11 protein-coding genes are annotated in these 16,246 nt (G+C 68.0%); 7 read left to right on the top strand and 4 right to left on the bottom strand.

What is annotated here, in order from left to right; translation table 11 throughout:
- The first annotated feature begins 317 nt into the window (after positions 1-317).
- Together ACZ6I3_RS21565 and ACZ6I3_RS21570 are read left to right on the top strand one after the other, a co-directional pair.
- On the top strand, positions 318-1,529 hold the full coding sequence (locus tag ACZ6I3_RS21565) for a pyridoxal phosphate-dependent aminotransferase (RefSeq protein ID WP_469416527.1): 1,212 nt from the start codon (positions 318-320) through the stop codon (positions 1,527-1,529).
- Between the two features lie 128 nt (positions 1,530-1,657).
- Complete coding sequence (locus tag ACZ6I3_RS21570) at positions 1,658-2,074, top strand: SCO4983 family protein (protein ID WP_469416529.1); 417 nt, start codon at positions 1,658-1,660, stop codon at positions 2,072-2,074.
- A gap of 184 nt (positions 2,075-2,258) precedes the next feature.
- On the opposite strand, the gene ACZ6I3_RS21575 is transcribed toward ACZ6I3_RS21570, so the two are convergent.
- On the bottom strand, positions 2,259-3,992 hold the full coding sequence (locus ACZ6I3_RS21575) for a WD40 repeat domain-containing protein (protein ID WP_469416530.1): 1,734 nt from the start codon (positions 3,990-3,992) through the stop codon (positions 2,259-2,261).
- 241 nt (positions 3,993-4,233) lie between these two features.
- Positions 4,234-6,063, bottom strand: a complete 1,830-nt coding sequence (locus ACZ6I3_RS21580; protein WP_469416531.1) for a phosphoenolpyruvate carboxykinase (GTP) — start codon at positions 6,061-6,063, stop codon at positions 4,234-4,236.
- A 327-nt stretch (positions 6,064-6,390) separates the two neighbouring features.
- Between ACZ6I3_RS21580 and trhA the strand changes: the two genes are divergently transcribed.
- From trhA to ACZ6I3_RS21595, 3 genes are all read left to right on the top strand, one after another.
- Positions 6,391-7,104, top strand: coding sequence for a PAQR family membrane homeostasis protein TrhA (trhA, locus tag ACZ6I3_RS21585; RefSeq protein ID WP_469416532.1), 714 nt, complete (start codon positions 6,391-6,393; stop codon positions 7,102-7,104).
- A 115-nt stretch (positions 7,105-7,219) separates the two neighbouring features.
- Positions 7,220-7,846 carry a TetR/AcrR family transcriptional regulator gene (locus ACZ6I3_RS21590; RefSeq protein WP_469416533.1) on the top strand — a complete coding sequence of 209 codons (627 nt, stop codon included), beginning with the start codon at positions 7,220-7,222 and terminating at the stop codon, positions 7,844-7,846.
- Between the two features lie 33 nt (positions 7,847-7,879).
- Positions 7,880-8,611 (top strand): Mut7-C RNAse domain-containing protein, encoded by a 732-nt coding sequence (locus tag ACZ6I3_RS21595; RefSeq protein WP_469416534.1) that lies wholly within the window; start codon positions 7,880-7,882, stop codon positions 8,609-8,611.
- A gap of 4 nt (positions 8,612-8,615) precedes the next feature.
- On the opposite strand, the gene ACZ6I3_RS21600 is transcribed toward ACZ6I3_RS21595, so the two are convergent.
- Positions 8,616-10,649, bottom strand: a complete 2,034-nt coding sequence (locus ACZ6I3_RS21600) for a thioredoxin domain-containing protein (protein ID WP_469416536.1) — start codon at positions 10,647-10,649, stop codon at positions 8,616-8,618.
- Positions 10,650-10,878: 229 nt separating this feature from the next.
- On the opposite strand from ACZ6I3_RS21600, the gene ACZ6I3_RS21605 reads away from it, so the two are divergent.
- Positions 10,879-11,445, top strand: coding sequence for a Uma2 family endonuclease (locus tag ACZ6I3_RS21605; RefSeq protein ID WP_469416537.1), 567 nt, complete (start codon positions 10,879-10,881; stop codon positions 11,443-11,445).
- Between the two features lie 698 nt (positions 11,446-12,143).
- Positions 12,144-13,934 (top strand): tetratricopeptide repeat protein, encoded by a 1,791-nt coding sequence (locus tag ACZ6I3_RS21610; RefSeq protein WP_469416538.1) that lies wholly within the window; start codon positions 12,144-12,146, stop codon positions 13,932-13,934.
- A 1,212-nt stretch (positions 13,935-15,146) separates the two neighbouring features.
- On the opposite strand, the gene ACZ6I3_RS21615 is transcribed toward ACZ6I3_RS21610, so the two are convergent.
- Complete coding sequence (locus ACZ6I3_RS21615) at positions 15,147-15,878, bottom strand: DUF4365 domain-containing protein (RefSeq protein WP_469416540.1); 732 nt, start codon at positions 15,876-15,878, stop codon at positions 15,147-15,149.
- Positions 15,879-16,246: the final 368 nt, after the last annotated feature.

Consider the following 16,246-nt stretch of genomic DNA (forward strand, 5'->3'; position numbering starts at 1 on the left):
GTTTCACAACGGGCCCTTCGGCGTCCGGGCCGACCCTACGCAACCGCCCTGGCCCGCCGGGAACTTGGGGGGCACGGTTGGGGGACTTGATGGCCGCTTCCGAGCTTCGTCGGGCTTTGCCCGGGTACCGGCGCCCTCCCCCCGGGGTGCGGTGAACCGCGCACCCGTCGCCCCTTTGGCCTACTCCACCCCACCGCGCACTGCCGGTACCCCGGAGGCCAATGAGGCTGCGTAGGGCGTTTTCATGCGAAACCGGCGCGTCTCGCGTGGCGGAAAACACGAGCCACGGGGCATTACCGGGCCGTAAGCTCCCTGTCATGCAGGTGATCCAGTCGACCAAGCTCGCCAACGTCTGTTACGAGATCCGGGGCCCGGTGCTCGAGGAGGCGATGCGCCTGGAAGCAGCAGGTCACCGCATCCTCAAGCTCAACACCGGCAACCCGGCGGCGTTCGGCTTCGAGTGTCCGCCCGAGATCCTTGAGGACGTCCTCCGGAACGTGTCCTCGGCCCACGGATACGGAGACGCCAAGGGACTGCTGGCCGCGCGCCGTGCGGTCGTCATGCACAACCAGACCCTCGGCATCGAGACCGACGTCGAGCACGTCTTCATCGGCAACGGCGTCTCCGAGCTCATCGTGATGGCGATGCAGGGGCTGCTCGACGACGGCGACGAGGTGCTCGTCCCGGCGCCCGACTACCCGCTGTGGACCGCCGCCGTCTCCCTGTCCGGCGGCACCGCCGTGCACTACCGGTGCGACGAGCAGGCCGACTGGATGCCGGACCTGGCCGACATCGAGCGCAAGGTCACCGACCGCACCAAGGCGATCGTGATCATCAACCCGAACAACCCGACCGGGGCCGTCTACGACGAGGCGATGATCAAGGGGCTCACCGACATCGCCCGCCGCCACAACCTGCTGGTCTGCTCGGACGAGATCTACGACAAGATCCTCTACGACGAGGCCACGCACACCCCGACCGCCTCCGTCGCCCCCGACCTGCTCACCCTCACCTTCAACGGCATGTCGAAGGCGTACCGGGTCGCCGGCTACCGGGTCGGCTGGATGTCGATCTCCGGGCCGCGCGCGCACGCCGACTCCTACATCGAGGGCCTGACGATCCTCGCGAACATGCGGCTGTGCGCGAACATGCCGGGACAGCACGGCGTGGTCGCGGCGCTCAGCGGCCGCCAGACGATCAACGACCTGGTGCTGCCGGGCGGCCGGCTGCGCGAGCAGCGGGACGTGGCGTACGAACTGCTGACCCAGATCCCGGGCGTGAGCTGCGTGAAGCCGAAGGGCGCGCTGTACCTCTTCCCGCGTCTCGACCCCAAGGTCTTCAAGATCAAGGACGACCGGCGCATGGTCCTGGACCTGCTCCGGCGCGAGAAGATCATGGTCGTCCAGGGCACCGGCTTCAACTGGCCGGAGCCGGACCACTTCCGTGTGGTGACCCTGCCGTCGGTCGGTGACCTGCGGGACGCGATGGGCCGGATCGGGCACTTCCTGGACGGTTACAGCCAACCCTGACCGGAGACCGGCCCCCGCCGGGGACCCCGCTCACCCTGCGTGTGCAGGTGGTCCGGTTTTGTGAACAACTCAACTTTAGACGAAATCTAAGCTAGGATGGCTTCCTGAAGCACTCAGGAGGCCGTCCCATGTACGAACCGATCCGCACCAAGTCGGTCCACAGCACGATGGCCGGCACCACCGCCGACTTCCCCCACCGATCGCGTGAGGAGGAGCTGGACATCCAGCTCGCGGGCCATCTCGCCGCGCTGCTCGCCGTCACGGACGAACTCCGTGCCGCAGCACCGTCGGCCGACCTGGACACCTCGGCGGAACGGCTCACGGAGCAGGTGGCCCGGCTTAGGGGTGGGCGTACGCCGACCCGCGCGTCCAGGGGGCGGCGCGAGCGGAGTGCGGTGGCGCTCCATCGGCGGGCGCATGCCCTGGCGGGGCGGGCGCTGGTCGTGGCCGCGTCCCGGGCCGATACGGCTGCGGCCATTCTTGCCGCCGAGTGCATGGACGCCCATACGGCGGCCCTGGGGCCGCGCGCACTCGCGTCCCACTGAGCCTGTCTCGGGCTCCCTTGTACGGCCCCGGTCCGCGCGCACCCGCAGCGACGCGCGGGCCGGGAGCCACAGTTTGTGGGTGGGTGCGGGTTGAGTGTGGCTTGTCGCGCCCACGCGGCGGAGCCGCACATCGATACAGCCCCGCGCCCCTTCAGGGCATGCCCCTCAGGGGCGCTTCAAGGGCTCAGCGTCTGACGTAGATCTCCGCTGACGCCGTCGATCCCTCGTGCAGGGCGTCGCCCGGCCACGTCACCGTGTAGGTGACGTCGCCGTAGGTGCGGGGGATGTCGTTGAGGGTGAAGGTGCCGTCGGCGGCGGCGGTCACCGAGGAGAGTGTGCCCCTGCCGAGGCGGTCCTCGCGTACGACCTTGAGCACGGCTCGCTCCGCGAGAGTCTTGCCCCGGGCGTCGAATCGGCCGGTGATCTCGATGCCGTCGGAGAGGTTCGCCTCTTCGGGGGCGGTGAGGGCGATCGTGGTGGGGGCCTTGGCGACCGTCACCGTGTGGGTGATGTCCGTGGCCGGACGGTGGGTCAGGTCGCCGAGGTAGGACACGGTGTACGTGGCCTCGCCGAGGCGGTCGGGTTCGTCGAGGACCGTGAAGGTGCCGTCCGCCTTGACGGTGACGGTGCCCAGGTCGTGGGTGCCGCTCGCGTCGGTGCGGGTCGCCTTGACCTTCAGCGGCTCGGCGGGCGCCGGCCCGTCGTGCTCCAGCTTGCCGCGCACGGCCAGCGGCTCGCCCGCCACGGCCTGGCCGGGGCTGTGGGCGAGGCCTCCGGTGAAGCGGGCGTCGTACTGGACGGCCGGCGGCTTGATGATGTGCAGCCAGTACTGGCCGCCGGCCGCGTTGGTGGTGACCGCGAACAGCCGGGAGCCGTCCGCCGACCACTTCATGCCGCGCGGCACGACCCGGTCGCCGTCGAGGCTGCCCTCGAAGACGAACTCCAGCGGGGTGGTGGAGTCGCCCGGGTCGGCGGGCTGCACCAGCAGGTCGGGGACTGCGCCGGTGGCGGAGGCTCCGCGCGCGATGTACTTGCCGTCGCCGCTGAAGGCGACCGCGCCGGCGGTGGCCCCCTCGGGCAGGGCCCGGTAGCCGGTCGCCGCGTCCGACAGGTCCCCGGTGTTCAGCAGCCGGGTGCCCGCCGTGGCGTCGGCCAGGGCGACCTTGCCGCCGTCGGCGGAGAACGCCAGGTCCTTGAGGTTCAGGGCGCCGTTGCCCTGGCCGTCGGCGAAGCGCCGTGCGGCCTTGCGGACGAGGGCACCGTCGCTGGTGTCGTACACGGTGAGGAAGGGATCGGCCGCCTTCGCATTGAGCGGCTGGCCCATGAGCATGCGGTCCCCGGCGCCGGCCTCCAGCAGCAGATCGCCGCTGTCGTTCCAGCCGGTGCGGGTGTGCGTGCCGTTCACGATCCCGTCGAGGTGGGTCTCGGCGGTGGCGCACTGGGAGGTCGAGGACGCGTAGGGCGTCGTGAAGTAGAGCTGGCCGCCGGACTGGGCGACCTCCCGGCCGCAGGTGTCGGTGCTGACGGAGGCGACGGTGGTGCGCTGGTAGGTGGTGGTGTCGAAGGCCTCGATGCGGTCGCGCAGACCCGCGTACAGCGTGTTGCCGTCGGCGCTGACCGCGAGGCCGGAGACATGGGCCTGGTTGGTGGTGAGCGTCGTGAGGCGCTCGCCCTCGAAGGAGTAGACGGCGATGGTGCCGGAGTTGAGGTGGTAGCCGACGTTGCTGTCGGCCACGAAGACGCGCTGGTGGACGTTGTCGACGGCCAGCGCCGAGTACGACGAGATCGGCAGCTTGGCCACGGCGTCGGAGGCCGCCGCGTGCGCCGCGGGTGCGGCGGCGACGGTCAGGCCGGTCCCCGCGAGTAACGCGGCGGACAGCGTGGCGGCGAGCCGTCTGGAACGGTGTGCGGTATTCAACTGTGCCCCCCACAGGCTGTTTTGAGAGCCCCACCGGGACCGGTGAGGCGCCTGCAGAGCATGAAACAGGTGTGAAGATTCGGTGAGCAAGGGGGCGCGACGGGAACGACGAAGGCAGGGGCTCGCACGCCGTTGTGCGAACCCCTGCCTCCGGTGCTGCTGTCACCGCGGCCGGCCGTGACGATGTTGCTGGTCAGGGCACTGTCGGTTCGGGCCGACCGCGGAGTCTCGGGTGCGGGTCTCAGCCCAGGCGCTTCACCAGCGCGCGGTACTCGTCCCACAGTTCCTTCGGCGTGTGGTCGCCGAAGGTGTTGAGGTGCTCGGGGACCAGGGCGGCCTCCTCGCGCCAGACCTCCTTGTCGACCGTGAGCAGGAAGTCCAGGTCGGCCTCGGACAGTTCGAGGCCGTCCGTGTCGAGGGCGCCCTTCGCGGGCAGGACGCCGATCGGCGACTCGACGCCCTCGGCCGTGCCGTCCAGGCGGCCCACGATCCACTTCAGGACCCGGGCGTTCTCACCGAAGCCGGGCCAGACGAACTTGCCCTGGTCGTCCTTGCGGAACCAGTTGACGTAGTAGATCTTCGGCAGCTTGGACTGGTCCTTGCCCTTGGCCACGTCGATCCAGTGGCCCATGTAGTCGCCCATGTTGTAGCCGCAGAACGGCAGCATCGCGAAGGGGTCGCGGCGCAGCTCGCCGACCTTGCCCTCGGCGGCGGCGGTCTTCTCGGAGGCCACGTTGGCGCCGAGGAAGACGCCGTGGTTCCAGTCGAAGGACTCCGTCACCAGCGGTACGGCGGTGGCGCGGCGGCCGCCGAAGAGGATCGCCGAGATCGGCACGCCCTTGGGGTCCTCCCACTCGGGCGCGATGATCGGGCACTGCGAGGCCGGGACGGTGAAGCGGGCGTTGGGGTGGGCGGCCGGGACGCCGGACTCCGGGGTCCAGTCGTTGCCCTTCCAGTCCGTCAGGTGGGCCGGAGTCTCCTCCGTCATGCCCTCCCACCAGATGTCGCCGTCGTCGGTGAGGGCGACGTTGGTGAAGACGGAGTTGCCCCACAGCGTCTTCATCGCGTTGGCGTTGGTGTGCTCGCCGGTGCCGGGGGCGACACCGAAGAAGCCGGCCTCGGGGTTGATGGCGTAGAGCCGGCCGTCCTCGCCGAAGCGCATCCAGGCGATGTCGTCGCCGATGGTCTCGACCGTCCAGCCGGGGACGGTCGGCTCCAGCATGGCGAGGTTGGTCTTGCCGCAGGCGCTCGGGAAGGCCGCGGCGACGTACTTGGCCTCGCCGCGCGGCGGGGTGAGCTTGAGGACCAGCATGTGCTCGGCCAGCCAGCCCTCGTCACGCGCCATCACGGAGGCGATGCGCAGGGCGTAGCACTTCTTGCCGAGCAGGGCGTTGCCGCCGTAGCCGGAGCCGTAGGACCAGATCTCGCGGTCCTCGGGGAAGTGCGAGATGTACTTGGTCTGGTTGCAGGGCCAGGGGACGTCCTCCTGGCCGGGCTCCAGCGGGGCGCCCAGGGTGTGCACGGCCTTGACGAAGAAGCCGTCGGAGCCGAGCTCGTCCAGGACCGCCTGGCCCATGCGCGTCATCGTGCGCATGGCCACGGCGACGTACGCGGAGTCGGTGATCTCGACGCCGAGCGCGGACAGCGGCGAGCCCAGCGGACCCATGCAGAAGGGCACGACGTACAGGGTGCGGCCGCGCATCGAGCCGCGGAACAGGCCGCCCTGGCCCCCGGCGCCCTGGAAGATCTCCCGCATCTCGGCGGGGGCCTTCCAGTGGTTGGTCGGGCCCGCGTCCTCCTCCTTCTCGGAGCAGATGAACGTCCGGTCCTCCACGCGGGCGACGTCGGTGGGGTCGGAGGCCGCGTAGTAGGAGTGGGGGCGCTTGATCGGGTCGAGTTTCTTGAAGGTGCCCTTCTCGACGAGCTCCCCGCACAGGCGCTCGTACTCGGCCTCGGATCCGTCACACCAGACCACGTTGTCCGGCTGGGTCAGCTCGGCGATCTCGTTCACCCACGAGATCAGCCCCTGGTGAGTGGTGGGGACGGTGGGAGCCGCGATGTCGCGCGCCACGATTGCTCCTAAATGAGGGTTTTTTGTCGATGTGGAGGCCCCGTGGGGGCTGCGACCCGGATGCTTCACGGTGAAACCTGGCGCTCATCCGGTGCCGACCGCACTCATTTGATCATCCGACGTCCGCGCCCATCTGTCCAGAGGAGCGCACAGGTGAGCAACGTGAGGATCGCCACGGTTTCTCGCGACGCTTTGCGTGCACGTTGGGTTCATATGACCGTCCGTTTGCGTAACCATGATTCGGTGACGATGAGAGGATGGCCACTCTTCATCGGCCAATCGACCGCACTGATGGGTCACTTACGGTTCCGTAGCTACCATTCGGCCATGACTGCGTTCGTCCCCGACGCGCCCACGGATCCGCCGGCCGACGGCCGTGGCCCGGTGGCGCTCTCCTTGCCGCACCCGGTGAAGCCCAAGCTGCGAGGCTGGCTGCACCTCGGCATGTTTCCGGCCGTTCTCGTCGCGGGCCTGGTGCTGACCGCCCTCGCCGACTCGTCCAGAGGGCGCGTCGCCTGCGGCATCTACGTGCTGACGGCCTGCCTGCTGTTCGGCGTGAGCGCGCTGTACCACCGGGGCAACTGGAGCCCGCGCATGGACGGCGTTCTGCGCCGTCTGGATCACGCCAACATCTTCCTGATCATCGCGGGCACGTACACGCCGCTGACCATGCTGCTCCTGCCGGGCGCGAAGGGGCAGTGGCTGCTGTGGGGCGTCTGGGCCGCGGCGGCGGCCGGGATCATCTTCCGGGTCTTCTGGGTCGGCGCCCCGCGCTGGCTCTACACGCCGTGCTACATCGCGATGGGCTGGGCGGCCGTCTTCTATCTGCCGGACTTCATGCGGGCCGGCGGCATCGCCGTCCTCGTCCTGGTCATCGTCGGCGGCCTGCTCTACAGCGCGGGCGGCGTGGTCTACGGCATCAAGAAGCCCAACCCGTCACCGCGCTGGTTCGGCTTCCACGAGGTGTTCCACTCCTTCACCCTGGCGGCCTTCATCACGCACTATGTGGGGATCTCGCTGGTGGCGTACCAGCACGCGTGATTCCCCCACCCGACCTGCACGGCCACGGCTCTCCAGCCGTGGCCGTCTTCGTTGCGCCCGGGGCGGGCGGGTGGCAGATTGACAGTAACTACCTTTTGATAGTTACTGTCATGTCATGACGGCCCCACGCAGCACCCCCGCCGACCGGCCCCCGCTGGGACTCCGGGAGCGGAAGAAGATCAAGACCCGCCAGGCGATCCGCACCGCGACCTACGCGCTGATCGAGGAGCAGGGCTACGACGCCACGACGATCGAGCAGATCGCCGACCGCGCCGAGGTGTCGCCGTCGACCGTCTTCCGGTACTTCCCGACCAAGGAGGACATCGTCGTCACCGACGAGTGGGAGCCGGTGACGACGGCGGAGCTGCGGGCCCGGCCAAAGGACGAGTCGTGGGCCGACACCCTGCGGCACGTGATGCGCGAGGCACTCGACCTGAGCCTTGCCGAGGAACCCGAGGTGACCCGGCTGCGGGCACGGCTCGGGGTCGAGGTTCCGGCGGTCCGGGCCCGCATGCTCGAGAGCACCGCGGCCACCTGCGAACTGCTCCGCACCGCCCTCGCGGAGCGCTCCGGCCTCGATCCCGACGGCCTGGAGCTCCGCGTGTTCGCCAGGTCCGTGATGGGCGGGCTGCTGGAGGTCTCCCACTACTGGGCCGAGACCGGCCACCGCGACGACATCCGGGACCTCGTCGACCGTGCCCTGGACGTCCTGGAACACGGCCTGCCGACCGGAAAACCCTGAGGCGGCGGCCCGTCGCCGTGTCATCCTGACCGGGTGAACGGTCCCGAGATCCACGTCGAGTTCGCCCCCGAGCTGCATGTGTTCGTCCCCCGGGCCCGGAGTGCGGGCACCGTACGGGCCGCCACCGACGGCGTCGCCGGCCTCGGCCATGTCGTCGAGTCGCTGGGCGTGCCGCTGACCGAGGTGGGCGCGCTGGTCGTGGACGGCCGTGAGGTGCCCTTCTCGCACGTCCCGGTCGCCGGCGAGTCCGTGGTCGTACGGGCCGTCGCGCGCCCCCAGAAGGTCCCGGGCGCTCCCCTGCGCTTCCTCCTCGACGTGCACCTCGGCACGCTGGCGCGGCGGCTGCGGCTGCTCGGCGTGGACACGGCCTATGAGTCGACCGACATCGGCGACCCGGCGCTGGCCGCGCTGTCGGCCGCCGAGCAGCGGGTGATGCTGAGCCGCGACCGGGGGCTGCTGCGGCGGCGGGAGCTGTGGGCCGGGGCGTTCGTGTACAGCACCCGGCCCGAGGAGCAGCTCCGGGACGTCCTGGACCGGTTCCGTCCGGAGCTGCTCCCCTGGACGCGGTGCACTGCCTGTAACGGGGTGCTGCGTGAGGCGACCAAGGATGAGGTCGCCGACCAGCTGAAGCACGGGACGCATGCGACGTATGACGTGTTCGCGCAGTGCACGGCGTGCGGGCGGGCGTATTGGCGGGGTGCGCATCACGACCGGTTGGAGGCGATCGTGGAGCGGGCCCTGGCGGAGTCACACGGTCAAAGCTGACGCTTCAGCCACTCAGCACCGCACGCAACCGTTCGGCTTCGGTCGTCGGGGCGTCACAGGTGAAGTTGCGGCAGACGTACGCGGCCGGTTCACCGCCGACCAGCGGACGGTCCGCGAGCAGCGGGAACTCGTCGCTCTCCGGGGCGCCGACGGCGACGACCGCACCCGGCGCGGTGCCCAGAAGTGCCGTGCGGTGCAGGGTCCTCGTGCCCTCGTGATCGAGCGACGGTCCCACGATCGCGACCTCGCGGGGCCCGTCCAGCACGGCCTCCGCCGCGGCGAGCCCCCAGCCGATGAAGCGGGGCACGCGCGGCCCGAGCGCCTTGACGACACCCAGCGCCCGCTCGGCGGCGGTGCGATGGGGCTCGGAGCCGGTGTGCGCGGCATAGCCGAGCAGGGCGTTCGCCGCCGCGCTCCAGCCGGACGGGGCGGCGTTGTCGGTCGGGTCCTGCGGGCGGCGGATGAGCTGCTCGGCGTCGGCGGCGGTGTCGTACAGGGAGCCCGACTCCGGGTCGGTGAAGCGGACCAGGACGTGGTCGACGAGGAAGCCGGCGAACTCCAGCCAGACCCCCTCACCGGTGACGGACGCGAGCGCGAGGAAGCCCTCCGCCACGTCGGCGTAGTCCTCCAGTACGCCCGCGTTGGCGCCGGCGTGGCCGTCCTTGCTGGTGCGGGTGAGCCGGGCCTGCTCGTCGAGGTGCAGCCGGACGAGGAGGTCGGCGGCGGCGACGGCGGCCTCGACGAGGTCGGGCCGGTCGAAGTAGGCGCCGGTCTCGGCGAGCGCGGCGATCGCCAGCCCGTTCCACGCGGCCACGACCTTGTCGTCCCGGCCGGGCGCGGAGCGCTCGGCCCGAGCCGCGAGCAGCCGCTCCCGCACCGAGGCGATCTTCCCGGCGTCGACCAGCCCTTCCTGCTGCTGAGGCAGCTGGAGGACGGAGGCGCCCTCTTCGAAGGTGCCCTCCTCGGTCACGCCGAAGTACTGCGCGGCGAGCTCGGCGTCCTGCTCCCCCAGCACCTCACGCAGCTGCTCGGGCGTCCACACGTAGTAGGCGCCCTCGACGTGCTTGCCGGTCCCGTCGTCGCTGTCGGCATCGAGCGCGGAGGCGAAGCCGCCCTCGTTCGTCCGCAGTTCGCGCACCATGAAGTCGGCGGTCTCCAGAGCGACCCGGCGGGCCAGCTCGGAGCCGGTGGCACGCCAGAGGTGGGCGTACACGCGGCACAGCAGGGCGTTGTCGTACAGCATCTTCTCGAAGTGCGGCACGACCCAGTCGCGGTCGACGGAGTAGCGGGCGAAGCCGCCGCCGAGCTGGTCGTAGATGCCGCCCCGGGCCATGCGCTCGCAGGTGTCGGACGCCATCTGCAGGGCACCTTCGGCGCCGGTCCGCGCGTGGTGCCGCAGCAGGAACTCCAGCACCATGGACGGCGGGAACTTCGGCGCCCCGCCGAATCCGCCGCGCTGCGGGTCGTACTCCCGGGTGAGCCCGAGCAGCGCCTGCGCGAGCTCCTCCTCACCGGGGGTCCGGTCATCCCCGTAGGAGATCTCCCGTCCCGCCAGATCCCGGACGATCTTCCCGGCGACCTCGGTCACCTCGTCCCGCCGCTCGTCCCACGCCTGGTGCACGCCCTGGAGCACCTGCCGGAAGGAGGGCATGCCCTGGCGGGGTGCGGGCGGGAAGTACGTGCCGAAGTAGAACGGCTCGGCGTCCGGCGTCAGAAACACGGTCATGGGCCAGCCGCCCTGCCCGGTCGCCGCCTGCACGGCCTCCATGTAGACGGCGTCCACGTCGGGGCGCTCTTCGCGGTCGACCTTGATGCTCACGTAGTGGGCGTTGAGGTCCTCGGCGGTCTGCTGGTCCTCGAAGGACTCGTGGGCCATGACGTGGCACCAGTGACACGCGGAGTATCCGACCGACAGCAGAACGGGCACATCCCGCCGCCGTGCTTCCTCGAACGCCTCGGGTCCCCACGGCCACCAGTCGACCGGATTGTCAGCGTGCTGGAGCAGATAAGGCGAGGTCATGCCAGCCAACCGGTTCATGCGACCCAGCCTCTCACAACGCCTGGCACGACCGGCGAAACCCTCACGGACCCTCCTCGCTTGGCCAATCTGCACTTGTGAGCCAGCACGTGGTGGGCGGCTCCGTGCCCTCAGAGCCGGGGCCGAACTTCTCCCGGCGTCCCTCCGAGTCGGGCAGCCCGACACCTCGGAACAGTAGGCTGGGCGCAGCAGTGCCGGACCTGCCAAGGCTCCTCGAAGGAGGAACACCATGACCGCCGAGATGGTGGCGCCCGCGTGGATGCATACGCAGATCAGCGCGGAACAGTACGACTCCTGGTCCGAGGAGCAGTGCGCCGGCATCGAGGTCGTGGACGGGATGGTCGTCGTGAGCCCGAGCGCCTCGAAGCGGCACAACCGGCTGGCCCGCATCCTGGCCAATGCCCTGGACGCCGCCGCAGGCCCGGACTGGAACGCCGACACCGACTTCGACGTCCGCCTGCAGGACGTTCCGCTCACCAACCGCCGTCCGGACGTCATCGTCTACCGGGCGGAGACGATCGACCTCACGCCCACCCGCCCCGAGCACGTGCTCCTGGTCGTCGAGGTCGTGTCGCCCGGTTCGGAGACCACGGACCGGATCGTGAAGGTGGACCAGTACGCCAAGGCCGGCATCCCCTTCTACTGGCGGGTCGAGCAGGCCGCCACCGGGGTCCCGATCATCTACACCTATGTTCTTGATCCCGCCACTAAGGCGTACAGGGACGGCGAAATGTTCACCGGCGCGATCAAGACTGCTGCACCCTTCTCCGTCACTGTCGACCTGGGAGTCGTCTGACAGAGCTGGAAGATCATTTCCTCATGGTTGAGCACAAGGGAAAGCGAAAATTCCGGGAGCACCTGGAGGCTCTTTTCGCTGCGGCTGGCTCCCCTAAGCCAGCCGCCATCTGCTCAGCGAGCAGGGACCGCCTTGGGCGAAGTTCCCTGTCCGTTCAGCGCATCAGCGATTGGCGAAGCGGAAAGCACACACCGACAAGTAAGCTCTTCCGAGAGTTTCTCCGGGCGGTCGACATCTTGGCTCGGCAGCGAAACATCGCCCTCTCTCCCGCACTCGCCGACCCGGCAGTTTGGGATCGCCTACTGCGCGCGGCACGAGCAAAGACTCCCGCTCCGGCACAGGAAGCATCGCACCAAATCGCGGTAGGCACAGTCCGGATCCCGATCCGCCCGGTGGCTAAGTCCGATCCTCTGGAACTGGGCGTACACCGAACGAGTCGCCTTGAGGGCGCTCCTCCACTACCGACCTATGTACCACGGGACGCGGACAGCACAGTCTCGGCTCAGCTGGTAGAAGCCAGGGAGACCGGAGGCCTCGTCTTGTTGGTCGGCGAGTCCACAGCCGGAAAGTCTCGGTGCGCTTTCGAGGCTGTACGACGCGAACTGTCCGATCACTGGATCGTTGCCCCGCCTGCAGCCAGCGACCTGAGCCCCGTGCTAGCGCATATATCCCTGCCTAGGCCTGGCCGCCGAAAATGGGTGCTCTGGCTGGACGACCTCGACCGCTTCCTCCTCCCCGGCGGCCTCGATCAAGGCATGTTGTCCGCGCTTCTAGAGCAACGGGTTGTGGTCATGGCCACCATGCGTTCTGAGGTGTACGGCAATTACAGTGAGCGCGCGTTGCGAGGCATGGACGCTGACGTGGCATCCGTGCGCCGCCTTGGATCCCGGGTCCTGAACCTCATCGAGCCCCTCGTGCTGGACCGGCAGTGGTCCGAGACGGAAATGGGTAGGCTCCGCGCACACCTGGCAAACCCCAACTCCGACAGCCGTCTGGCTGACGCAGCCCACCACCACGGCGTTCACGGCATCGCGGAATACCTCGCAGCCGGACCGAAGCTGCTCGAGGAATTCCTGACGACTCGACGCCAGCCGAAAGGCCATCCCCGTGGCGCTGCCTTGGTTCAGGCAGCGATTGATCTTGCGCGGGCAGGCATCTCCACCCCTCTGCCCGCCGAGACCCTGCTGGAATTGTCCACGTGCTATCTCAGTGCCGGGGATGCCTCACGCCTCCAAGCCGAGAGCCCCGAGCAGGCTCTAGTGTGGGCAACCGAGATCCAGTTCGGTGTGGCAGGAATGCTGGTTGCCACGGATACCACCGAGGCTTGGCGGCCATTCGACTACCTCGTGGACGCCGTTGCCAGTGCCGTCGAAGCGACGGCCATCCCCGACGAGGTTTGGGAAGCTGCGGTCACACACGCGAATGGCGGTAGCGAGCTGCTACCTGTCGGACGGTCTGCCTTCCGCTTCGGTCGTCTGGTGCTCGCCGAGCGCTGCTTCTCTCCGCTGGCGGCCCGAGGTAATCACGTCGCAATGCACGACCTTGGGTTCGTACAGCGCGAAAGACGGCCGGAACACGCCTGGTCCTCGTGGTACCGGACCGTATCTGAGACAGGAACTCCGTTGCAGGCCCGCAGCCTTGGCGCCCTCCACGAAATTGAAGGGCGATGGGACGAAGCAGCGGCCTGCTACGAGAGGGCCGCCGGTCAGGGAGATGCTCTTGCCATGCGACTCCGGGGTGTGATCGCCCAGCGGCACAGGCAAGACGACAAAGCTCATGAGTGGTACGTCCGGGCTGCAGAAGGCGGAGATGCGGTTGCAACCGCATTCTTCAATGAACCAGGAATCTACCGGCCCGAAATGGGACACGAGCTGGGTTCGGAAACCTGGGACCCGAACGTCGAATGGGATGAGGAGGACGAAGAGCCGTGGCAGATGACGGCCCGCACATCGCGCATCCTCAGCTGCAACCTGGAGATCCTCGCCGATATGGCTCACGACGAGTTGAACGAACTGGGTGACGAGCCGATCTCTCCGAACAGCTTCGGGATCTTCTTTGCACTCTTGCCGGCCTCCACATGGAACCAGCCACGACATTGGCGGCGCAGGGTGCTAAGAGCCCTGGATGATCTCAACGAGGACATCACTCTCGGCCGCTCTCCCCAACCACGCTGCGCGGCGGAGGAACTGGCGCTCCACTTTGCTCTACAGAGCGCTTCGGCGATGACATGCGATGAACCGGATCTGGTGGCTGAGTTCACACAAGGGCTCCCCGAACAGCAGGGCGACTACGACTGGGATGTTTGTTCGGACCTGCTCTTCCAGGACCACGATGTGCTTTTCCTCTACAACCCGATGATGCAAGGACTGGAGCACCCCGACAACCCGCTCAACCGACGTATGGGCATTGGAGACCTGCGGCCAGAAGGATGGTTCGAGGAGTTCGGGAACGTGTCACCTCGCGATCCATCCCGAGGATTCACACATTGACGTGATCCCGTCAAATCGCGTCACCACGTGCTGATCTTTATTAATGGATCACGATCGGGCATTAAGTCATCATGAGCTACGTGAATCGTTCGATACCAAGTGGGCGCTCGCCCAGCAGCAGCTTCCCGGGACCTACGGCGTCGGCAACGGTTTGACGAGCGGAACGCGCCGAATGGAATCGCCTGAAAGTTCCCACCAGTACGGCTTAGCAGGACGGGCCCGGGCGGTCTGCGCACCCGTTTCCGCCAGAAGGCCAAGGACTGCACTTCCGAGCATCTGCTTCAGGGAAAACCCGATCGGCTGCATCGTCTGACTAGTGTCCGGTGAACTCCACCATCCTAGATGCTCACCAGCATACCTCCGGGAATCGAAAGAGGATCTCTACGGCCTGGCGCTCGGCCGCTTTTGGGAGGACCGACCGCCAGAATGCACCTGGCTTGCGGTGGGCTGGGCCGTTGGCTTCCTCGGCGTCGCGGGCCGGAACACCAACGACTGCATGCGGTTCACCGCGGCGATGGAGGCGAGGGGGCCTTGGACGCGGCTGGAGCGCCAAGGGCTGCACCCTCCGGGAGCCATCCGAACCTGGCTGCGACACCGAGGCATCCCGCGCACGTTCCCGAGCGGGCTGACCAGATCCGCACCCGGCTCCGGCGCGGCGGCAAAGGCGGCCGTCCGCCTCGCTTCGACAAGGGAGCCGATTCCTACGAGCAGCCGCCACTCTCCCTTCGACCCAGATGTGGACGCGAGGCGTGACGGCAACTCCTGGTAGACGATCCGGACCGGAAGTCCGGACACTATCGGCCCGACCAGGGGCTTCGAGCGCCTTGGCACGCTAGGTGCCTCGGAGTTCAGCTACCGCGCAGCCTTGTATGAGGTCAGCGCACCGGGCGGTGCGCCGTCACTCCGAAAGGGTTCTCATCGTGACCGTGACACTGCTGTCCACCGTGATCTGCGCTGGTGCACTCACCCTCCAGCGCGCCATCTACCCCCTGACCCTTCTGGTCGGATTCTTGTGCGCGCTGCGCGGCCTCGGCGCCCCCGAGCGGGTCTTGACCTTCCGTGCCTTTGCCCGAGCAGTTGCCGACGTGGGCAGCCACCCCACGCGCAGTTCGACGCGATCGCCCCTGCGCTCCCCTTCCGCTCACCTACGTTGATGAGACATTGAAGTGACAGACGCGACGTCAGATGTAGCAGCGCCAAGGAACCTCAGCGTCAGGAAAGATCGGTCTGCTCGACCGGTCGGCGCCACCACTCTGTGGATTTGAAGCACCCCATGAGCCAGTGCGCTTCCGCGCTGTTGAGAATGACAGTGCCGATCATCGGGATAGGATCAAATCGGAGCATTTTATCCTGAACGCGTACAGGTTCCCAGCCGAGATCATGATGCAGCAGGACTGCGAGTGGCTCCCCAGGCTGCTGCCAGAAGATCATGGGTTCGCCGTACTCGTTCTCGAAGGGCTTGACGATGTCGTCCGGAGCGAACATGACGTCCGCCATGTCAGCCCATCGGCCGACCCCTTGACGTTCCCAAACCAGCGAATTCCGCATGGTCTGCACGAAAGCCTCAATGGTGTCGTCGTCCAGCACGGACTGCCGTGAGACAGCAACAGATTTCAGCGTTTTGCGCAGCGCGTCGGCTCGGCGGAGCTGACGGGTCGCATTGGCCCAGAAGAGGCCTCCCCGCTCAGGGTCATGTACTACGCAGAGCACCGGTGGACTGCCGTCGCGCCAGTTACCCCCGTGATCCCCGACTCGGACGCGATGACCCTTTCTGGTACGCGTCGAGACTCCACCTTTAACCTGCACGGATATGGAGTCTGCTGTTCGCTCGCCGTTCTGCACGAAGGTGACGTACAAGTCCTCACCATGGTCGTTACCGCCATCGACCTCCTGCACGATGTGCCCGTGGCGCTCCAACAGCGCACGCACCTCATTCACGGCCATGCGCCCAACGCGTCGGCTCTCAGGCACCTTTGGCATCCTGTCCCCACCCCATTGCTCTACGGGGACCAGGCTAGAACAGGCAACAAGACACCAACGACCCATAAGTAAAGGACAGCACGTCCGGGCGAGGCCACCACGGCACGAAGAGGCTTGTGCGGCTGATCTCGGCGAACCTGCGATCACCGTTCTATGCCCACGGCTCTGCGCTCAGAAAGAGACCGGGTTGACGGGCGGGTAGGTCAGATCATGCTCGCCTGTTACGAGGGCAGGTCCCCTCGGTCACCCGGCTCTAGGATGAGGCGGCTAACTGCTGCTGCGTCCAGGCGTCGATCTGGGCGTCAAGGTCATCACCGTCGGTACTCATGGCA

Source organism: Streptomyces sp. NPDC041940 (assembly GCF_055589465.1).